We start from the raw sequence: 8175 nt of genomic DNA, 5'->3' as shown, positions 1-8175 counted from the left end.
CGCCGCCGTCATGTTCAACTTCGGCGTCGTCAACGTGTTCTTCAAGGGACTCCACGCCTACTCCGGCCTCGACACCGGCATGTGATCGGCGGGGCCTGGCGGGGTCCCTCGCGGCGTTGTCGGCGACGAACGTAGCGCCGCTACGCCCGACGCCTCCGCCTTGCGATCGACCCCACCAGGCCCCGCCGACCGCCCACCAGGACACGCTTTGAGGACGGCTCCGCTTCGCGGTCGCCGCGGGTGGGCTCCGCTTCGCGGTCGGGTCCGGGTGGGCTCCGCTTCGCGGTCGGGTCCGGGTGGGCTCCGCTTCGCAGTCGGGTCTGATGAGCTGGGCTTCGCGGGAGGGCCGGGGTAGACGGCGGTCGACGGAACATGCTGATCGGGTAGCGCGCGCAGCGCGCGTATCGAGATCGCTTGGCACGAACGCGGGGAGCGGGCCGATCGAGTTCCCGCAGATGGACGCGCAGGGGGCGGTGCCTGCTGGTCGAGTAGTGCGCGGAGCGGGCGTGTCGCGCACAGGGGGCATGGACGGGCTGCGGGCGGATCCGTGCCTGTCGAGTGGCGATGGTGGACGCCGGGGGCGACGGCGGAAGGGTCAGACGGCGGTGACGACGTCGATGAGGTGGGGGGCGAACGGAGCGTCGAGGGCGAGGACGACGCGGGTGCGGGCGTCGGAGGGATGGACGCCGCGGTAGATGCCGCGGAGGTCGGCGACGGTCTGGCCGCGGCCGGGGCCGTGGGTGGCGTCGACAGTGACGTGGACGCGCGGGGCGGAGGTGAGGGCGACGGCGTCGACGGCGATCGCGGCGGCCATGGGGTCGTGCATGGCAGCGGTGCGCTCGCCGAAGTGGCCGACGTAGAAGTCGAAGTAGAAGTCGAGCGCCTGCCCGATGGCCTGCGCGAGGGGATCGGGCGACGCGAGCAGGACGGCGCGGTCCTCCTCCGTCAGCAGGTGCCGCATGGTCACGTCCAGGGGCACGAGCGTCAGATCCCAGTCGGCCGCGACGACCTCGGCGGCGGCCGCCGGGTCGTGCCAGATGTTGGCCTCCGCCACGGCGGTCACGTTGCCGGGGACCAGCGCGGCTCCGCCCATCACCGTCACCGAGTGGACGAGGGACGCGATCTCCGGGTGCGCACGGAGGGCGAGCGCGAGATTCGTCAGCGGGCCGATCGCGACCAGCCGCAGCTCGCCCTCGTGCTCGCGGGCGAGACGGAGGAGGAGGTCGGCCGGATCCTCGTCGACCGGCTCGCCGCCCTCGGGCAGCGCGACCCCGCCGATGCCGTCGTCGCCGTGCACGTGCGGGGATCCGCCGGCGTAGTCCTCCTCGAGGAAGTGGTGCGCCCCCACGGCGACCGGCACGTCGTCGCGGCCGGCCAGCGCGAGCAGGCCGAGGCTGTTGACGGCGGCCCGGCGGGCGTCGGTGTTGCCGCTGACCGTGCTGATCCCGACGAGGCGGGCCCGGTGCGAGCGGAGGAGGTACGCCAGAGCGAGCGAGTCGTCGATGCCGGTGTCGCAGTCGAGGAAGACGGGGACGGTCGATGCGCTCACGGGGCTCCGATGCTCGAGGGTGGGGGACGCGTCGGGCACCGGCGGCCGACGCTCCCATTCTGCCGCCCCTCCGACACGGCGCCCGCCGCCGACGATCAGAGCAGCGCGTAGGAGTCGCGGAGCCGCGCCCGCCACCAGGCGAGCCGCTCCGGCGACACGGCGTGACGGGAGAGGAGCTCCTCCGAGACCTCCACGCGGCCGACGGGGATCCCGCCGTCCACCGGCCGCAGCGGCCACTCCGTGACGTCCGCGGCGAGGAGGGACGCGGTGCCGAGTCCGCAGTCGAAGGGCAGCTCGGGGAGCGCCGCGGCCAGGGCGGCGCCCATGGCGAGTCCGACCGAGCTGTCGATCGCGCTCGAGACCACCGCCGGCAGCCCCGCCTCGGCGACGAGGGCCAGCGCCCGGCGCGTCCCCCCGAGCGGCTGGGCCTTCACGACCAGCAGGTCCGCGGCTCCGGCCCGGGCGACGGCGAGTGGATCGGCGGCCTTGCGGACGCTCTCGTCGGCGGCGATCGGGATGCCCATGTACTTCACCCGGTAGCGCAGCTCCGCCAGCTCGTCGACGCTCGCGCACGGCTGCTCGACGTACTCGAGGTCGGACTCCGCGAGGGCGTGGACGGCGTGCTCGGCCTCGTCGAGGTTCCAGCCGCCGTTCGCGTCCACGCGGATCCGGCCCTCCGGACCGAGCAGGCGGCGGACCTCGACGACCCGGGCCACGTCGTCGGCCAGCGTCTGGCCGCGCTCGGCGACCTTCACCTTCGCCGTGCGGCAGCCGTGGTAGCTCGCGAGCACGGCGGCGACCTCGTGCGGTGCGACGGCCGGGATGGTCGCGTTCACCGGGATGCGGTCGCGCAGCGGTGCCGGCTGCTCGCTCCAGCCGTAGTCGATCGCCGCCCGGAGCCACGCCGCCGACTCCTCCGCGCCGTACTCGAGGAAGGGCGAGAACTCGGTCCAGCCCTCGGGGCCGCGCACGAGCGCGATCTCGCGGTTGTCGACGCCGCGGAAGCGGGTGCGGAGCGGCAGAGCGACGACGCGGAGTCCCGCGTCGATCTCGCCGAGGGAGGGGAGCGGGGAGGCGGGCACGACGTCGTCCATCCGGCCATTGTCCACCGGCCGGGGCCACGCGGCGGCCACCCGCGCGCGGGAGGTCGGCGACGCGCGCGCAAGCCCCTGGGGTCCCTCCTCCGAGCGCTCGCCGAGGTGCCAGACTGACGAGGCTGCCGTTGGAGTCCGGAGGAGTGCGATGAGCCAGATGCCGATGAGCCCGCCGCCCGCGCCCGCCCCGGGCCCGACGCAGGGCTCCGTCCCCTCCCACCGCCCGCTCGGCAGGGGCGCCTGGATCGCGCTGGGCACGAGCCTCCTCGTGGGCGTCGTCTATACCGGCGTGCTCGGCACGCTCGTCGCCGTCGGAGTGGGCGGCGCGCTCGACTCCGCCGCCGGCAGCGCGTCGACGAGCGCTCCGTCCGAGCCGTTCGGCGACCCGACGGACGACCCGTTCGGCAGCGGGGACCCGTCCGATCCGCTCTACGACTACCCCGGCTACCAGGACGGCGACGCCGTGACGATCCTCGGCCAGCCGTCCGCGGAGGACGTGCGCGCGAGTGCCGAGCAGGCCGTCGCGGCCGTCGAGGGCGCCGTCCCCGAGGAGTGGACCTCGGCCGACGACGAGTACTACGAGCAGTCGCAGAACGCCTACGGCGGGCCCTCCCTCCTCTACGACTACATCTCGGCGACCGAGTACGCCGCCGCCGACGTCTCGACCGACGCCGACAGGCAGGCGGCGGTCGACCGCTTCACTGCAGCGCTCGCGCCCCTCGGCTTCGACGACGTCGAGGTGGCCGACACCCCCGAGGAGTGGTCGGAGGCGGGCTACGAGCTCGACGGCGACCTCGCGGACGAGGAGGCCTCGGCCGCGCTCTGGATCGTCACCGCGCGCTCCTCCACCGACCTCGTGCCCGCGATCGAGCTGGGCCTCGTGGACCTCGACGCCGATCCGACCGGCCTGGTCGCCGACATGCTCGACGGAGTCGGCCTCTCGCCGGACCCGCAGGGCGCGTTCCTCGCCGGGTACGCGAACGGGGTCCTCCAGGATGAGGACCGCGGCGAGTTCACCGACCGCCTCGAGGAGTACGGCGGAGTCGCGACGACCTGACCGGGCGCTACAAGCAAGCCCGTCCGCCCGCAAGCCCGAATCGGCAAACCGCCCGCGCCCTACGGTGAGGGGATGGCTGCACCCCGCTCGACCAGGCCCCTGCGCGACTACGCCGCGATCGGAGACGGTCGCACGGTCGCCCTGATCGCGAAGGACGGCAGCGTCGACTGGATGCCCGTCCCGGACCTCGGCTCCACCCCCGCCTTCGCCGCCCTGATCGACGCCGAGTCCGGCGGCTGCGTCGAGCTCGCCCCCGAGGAGCCCGCCGAGGTCTCGCGCGCCTACATCCGCGACACGAACGTCCTCGAGACCACCTTCACCACCGAGTCGGGCACCGTCCGCGTGACGGACGCGCTCGTCACCGGGATCGCGGGCCGCCTCCCGTGGGCCGAGCTCGCGCGCCGCGTGGACGGTGTCGACGGCGAGGTGCGGATGCGGTGGGCCGTGCGTCCCGGAACGGGACTCGGCCGGTTCTCCCCGTGGATCCAGAACGCCGACGGCCGCTCGCTCATCCGCGCCGGCGACATCACCATCGGCGTCACCGGCCAGGAGCACGGGCCCGACGGCGACGACGCGCCCTCCGGCGCCGGCGACGAGCTGACGGGCTCCTTCGTCGTGACCGCGGGCAAGGACGCCGTGCGGCACGTCCTGGTCGTGTCGGCCACGCACGACGAGCCGCTGCACTTCCCGGTCGCGAAGAACGTCGACCGCGGCATCGACCGCACCATCCGCAGCTGGCAGGACTGGTCGGAGGAGTTCTCCTACGACGGCCCGTGGTCCGAGGCCGTCCAGCGCAGCGCCCTCGCGCTCAAGCTGCTGATCTACTCGCCCACAGGAGCCATCGCCGCGGCCGCGACCACGTCGCTCCCGGAGTCGCCCAACGGCGGCAAGAACTGGGACTACCGCTTCGCCTGGGTGCGCGACGCCGCGTACACGATGCACGCGCTGGTGCGCTTCGGCCTGCGCGAGGAGACGCACGCCGCGCTGTCCTGGCTCCTCCGCACGATCAAGGAGCACGGGCCGGATCTGCACATCTTCTACGGACTCGACGGCTCCATGCCGACCGTCCTGGAGGAGTTCGACGTCCCGGGCTACGCCGGCATCGGCCCGGTCGTCGCCGGCAACGCAGCGCAGAGCCAGCTGCAGCTGGGCGTCTTCGGCGACCTCTTCGACATCTGCCGCATCTACGTCGACGAGGGCAACGTCCTCGACATCCAGACCGGTCGGCTCCTCGCCCGCGTCGCCGACACCACCTGCGACCTGTGGCGGAACCGCGATGCGGGCATGTGGGAGCTGGAGGAGGAGCAGCACTACACCTCCTCGAAGATGGGCTGCTGGCAGGCGCTCGACTCGGCCGTGCACCTGGCGGAGCTCGGCCAGGTCGCGGGCAGCCCCGACCGCTGGCGCTTCGAGCGCGACCGCATCCGCGAGTGGATCGAGGAGCACTGCTGGTCCGAGGAGCTCGGCTCCTACGTGATGTACCCGGGCAGCGAGGAGCTGGACGCCTCGGTGCTCCTGCACGCGCCCAGCGGCTACGAGCGCGGCGAGCGGATGATCTCCACCATCGACGCCCTGGTGAAGGAGCTCGGCCGCGGCGCGCTGCTGTTCCGCTACTCCGGCATGGAGGGCGAGGAGCACCCGTTCGTGGCCTGCTCGTTCTGGCTCGCGTCCGCCCTGGCCTGCGTCGGTCGGCACGACGAGTCGGTCGCCCTGATGGACGAGCTCGTCGCCACGGTCCCGAACGACGTCGGGATCATGTCCGAGATGATCGCGGTCGACGACCTGGCCTTCTGGGGCAACCTGCCGCAGGGGCTCAGCCACCTCGCGCTGATCAACGCGGCCATCACCATCGAGGAGCTGGCGCCGGAGAAGGTCGGCCGCGCGTAACCCCGCCGACGGCGTCCGCGCAACCCGTTGAGGGCCGGCTCCGAGGGGCGTAGACCAGTACCACCCCCTCGCACCGCACCCACAAGGAGCACCTCAGCATGGATCTCGGCATCAGCGGCCGCATCGCCCTCGTCACCGGAGGCGACTCCGGCATCGGCCTGGCCACGGCGCAGCTCCTCCTCGCGTAGGGCGCGACCGTCGTGATCACCGACAAGGACCAGGCGGAGCTCGGCCGGGCGGCGGCCGGGCTCGACGCTCCGGAGGGCCGCCTGCACGCCTTCGCCGCCGACGTCACCAGCACGGAGCAGCTCGCCGAGCTGCACCGCCGCGTGGCCGGAGCGGTCGGCGCGATCGACATCCTCGTGCAGTGCGCCGGAGTCACGGGGGCGCAGGGCCTCTTCCACGAGATCGACGACGAGGGCTGGACCAGCACCCTCGAGGTCGACCTGCTCGGTCCCGTGCGGCTCGTGCGCGAGTTCCTCCCCGACCTCCGCACCGGAGGCTGGGGCCGGCTCGTGCTCACCGCCTCCGAGGACGCCGTGCAGCCCTACGACGACGAACTGCCCTACTGCGCCGCGAAGGCGGGGGTCCTCGCCTTCGCCAAGGGCCTCTCGCGCTCCTACGCGCAGGAGGGCCTCCTCGTGAACACGGTCTCGCCCGCGTTCATCCGCACTCCGATGACCGACGCGATGATGTCGAAGCGCGCCGAGCAGAGGGGCACCTCGGTCGACGAGGCGATCTCGTCCTTCCTCGACGAGGAGCGGCCGTACATGGAGCTGAAGCGCCGGGGCGAGGCCGAGGAGGTCGCAGCCGTGATCGCCTTCCTCTGCTCCGACCGCGCCTCGTTCGTGAACGGCTCGAACTACCGCGTCGACTCCGGATCCGTCGCCACGATCTGATCCCCGCAACCACGGGCCCCGCCCAGCGCGCGCACCCCGCGCGTGCGGGCGCCGTCCAGGCCGAAGAAGCCAGACTCGGGGCGGGACACCGCACCCGGCACTGCAAGAGAAAGGAACGGTCCATGACCACCACCCTCGATCGCCACGTCGAAGCCCCCGCGGGCTCCGGTGCCAAGACCAGCCGCCGTCAGAACGCCGAAAAGGGCTTCAAGGCCTCCAAGGAGCTGCTCGACAGCCTCCAGATCGTCCTCGTCGACCTGATCGAGCTCCACGTCCAGGGCAAGCAGGCCCACTGGAACGTCGTCGGCAAGAACTTCCGCGACCTCCACCTGCAGCTCGACGAGATCATCGAGGCCGCGCGCGAGTTCAGCGACGACATCGCCGAGCGCATGCGCGCCCTCCACGGGATCCCGGACGGCCGCAGCGACACCGTCGCCGCGACCACCACCCTCCCCGAGTACCCGCACGGCGAGATCGACACGGCCGAGACCGTCGACCTGGTCACGATCCGCCTCGAGAACACCGCCGCCACCATGCGCGAGGTCCACGACCAGGTGGACGAGGAGGACCCGACCAGCGCGGACCTCCTCCACGCGATCATCCAGAGCCTCGAGCAGTACGCCTGGATGGTGTCGGCCGAGAACCGCACCACCTCCGCCGCCAAGTAGGGGCGAGCACCGGCAGGGGGACTCCGCGTCAGCGGGGTCCCCTTCCGTCTGCCCGAGCGGTGTCGGGTCGCCGTTCAGTGCGAAGCAGTAGAGTCGTGACATGAGGACGCAGGTCTCCGAACTGTTCGACGCGCACCGCTGGGCGGCCGTCGACGGCTTCGACGCACTCGAGGACATCACCTACCACCACGACCGCTCCGGCCGCATCGCGCGGGTCGCGTTCGACCGGCCCGAGGTCCGCAACGCGTTCCGGCCGCGCACGGTCGACGAGCTGTTCCGCGCCCTCGAGGACGCCCGGACGAACCCGCGCATCGGCGTCGTCATCCTCACCGGCAACGGCCCGAGCCCGCGCGACGGAGGCTGGGCGTTCTGCTCCGGGGGAGACCAGCGGATCCGCGGCCGCGACGGCTACCGGTACTCCGACGGCGAGACCGCCGAGGGCATCGACTCCGCGCGGAACGGCCGCCTGCACATCCTCGAGGTGCAGCGCCTCATCCGCTTCATGCCGAAGGTCGTCATCGCGGCCGTCCCCGGCTGGGCCGCGGGAGGCGGGCACTCGCTGCACGTGGTCTGCGACCTCACCCTCGCCTCCGCCGAGCACGGGCGCTTCAAGCAGACGGACGCCGACGTCGGCTCCTTCGACGCGGGCTACGGCTCGGCGTACTTCGCCCGCCAGATCGGGCAGAAGGCCGCGCGCGAGGTGTTCTTCCTCGCGCGGGAGTACTCCGCGCAGCGCGCCTACGAGATGGGTGCCGTGAACGCGGTCGTCCCGCACGCCGAGCTCGAGACGACCGCGGTGGAGTGGGCCGAGACGATCCTCACCAAGTCGCCCACGGCCATCCGGATGCTGAAGTACGCGTTCAACGCCGTGGACGACGGCCTCGTGGGCCAGCAGCTCTTCGCGGGCGAGACCACGCGCCTCGCCTACGGCACCGACGAGGCCGTCGAGGGACGAGACTCCTTCCTCGAGAAGCGCGAGCCCGACTGGTCGCCGTTCCCGTGGCAGTTCTGAGCCGGAGGG

At 72.7% G+C, this 8175-nt stretch carries 7 protein-coding genes; 5 read left to right on the top strand and 2 right to left on the bottom strand.

Translation table 11 applies throughout. The features are described 5' to 3' along the window. Nucleotides 1-595 precede the first annotated feature (595 nt). Entirely contained in the window at nucleotides 596-1549 is a 954-nt protein-coding gene (locus C5C82_RS10145) for a nucleoside hydrolase (RefSeq protein WP_104354997.1), read from the bottom strand. Between the two features lie 95 nt (nucleotides 1550-1644). Continuing rightward, the gene (locus C5C82_RS10140; RefSeq protein ID WP_104354998.1) at nucleotides 1645-2643 is read right to left on the bottom strand and encodes an o-succinylbenzoate synthase; all 999 of its coding nucleotides are present in this window, start codon (nucleotides 2641-2643) and stop codon (nucleotides 1645-1647) included. A gap of 148 nt (nucleotides 2644-2791) precedes the next feature. Here C5C82_RS10140 and C5C82_RS17560 point away from each other — a divergent pair, with 148 nt between their 5' ends. The 5 genes from C5C82_RS17560 to C5C82_RS10115 all read left to right on the top strand — a co-directional run bounded on the left by C5C82_RS17560 (nucleotide 2792) and on the right by C5C82_RS10115 (nucleotide 8166). Continuing rightward, nucleotides 2792-3700: a hypothetical protein gene (locus C5C82_RS17560; RefSeq protein ID WP_181134432.1), complete on the top strand. Its 909-nt coding sequence runs from the start codon at nucleotides 2792-2794 to the stop codon at nucleotides 3698-3700. A 72-nt stretch (nucleotides 3701-3772) separates the two neighbouring features. Next, the gene (locus C5C82_RS10130; RefSeq protein WP_104354999.1) at nucleotides 3773-5587 is read left to right on the top strand and encodes a glycoside hydrolase family 15 protein; all 1815 of its coding nucleotides are present in this window, start codon (nucleotides 3773-3775) and stop codon (nucleotides 5585-5587) included. 200 nt (nucleotides 5588-5787) lie between these two features. Beyond that, nucleotides 5788-6486, top strand: coding sequence for an SDR family NAD(P)-dependent oxidoreductase (locus C5C82_RS10125; RefSeq protein ID WP_258066064.1), 699 nt, complete (start codon nucleotides 5788-5790; stop codon nucleotides 6484-6486). 122 nt (nucleotides 6487-6608) lie between these two features. Then, nucleotides 6609-7154: a Dps family protein gene (locus tag C5C82_RS10120; protein ID WP_104355015.1), complete on the top strand. Its 546-nt coding sequence runs from the start codon at nucleotides 6609-6611 to the stop codon at nucleotides 7152-7154. Between the two features lie 100 nt (nucleotides 7155-7254). After that, a complete protein-coding gene (locus tag C5C82_RS10115; RefSeq protein ID WP_104355014.1) occupies nucleotides 7255-8166 on the top strand; it encodes a 1,4-dihydroxy-2-naphthoyl-CoA synthase in 912 nt (303 codons plus the stop codon). Nucleotides 8167-8175: the final 9 nt, after the last annotated feature.

Origin of the sequence: Rathayibacter sp. AY1D5 (genome assembly GCF_002932515.1) — a bacterium.
In the GTDB taxonomy this organism is placed as follows: domain Bacteria; phylum Actinomycetota; class Actinomycetes; order Actinomycetales; family Microbacteriaceae; genus Rathayibacter.
The sequence above is the reverse complement of the archived record's forward strand: the minus strand, read 5'-3'. Positions and strand labels throughout refer to the sequence as shown.

Excerpts from the sequence above, each read along its gene's own strand:
- C5C82_RS17560 (WP_181134432.1), top strand. The coding sequence starts at position 2,792 with ATGAGCCAGATGCCGATGAGCCCGCCGCCCGCGCCCGCCCCGGGCCCG.
- C5C82_RS10140 (WP_104354998.1), bottom strand. The coding sequence starts at position 2,643 with ATGGACGACGTCGTGCCCGCCTCCCCGCTCCCCTCCCTCGGCGAGATC.
- C5C82_RS10130 (WP_104354999.1), top strand. The coding sequence starts at position 3,773 with ATGGCTGCACCCCGCTCGACCAGGCCCCTGCGCGACTACGCCGCGATC.
- C5C82_RS10120 (WP_104355015.1), top strand. The coding sequence starts at position 6,609 with ATGACCACCACCCTCGATCGCCACGTCGAAGCCCCCGCGGGCTCCGGT.
- C5C82_RS10115 (WP_104355014.1), top strand. The coding sequence starts at position 7,255 with ATGAGGACGCAGGTCTCCGAACTGTTCGACGCGCACCGCTGGGCGGCC.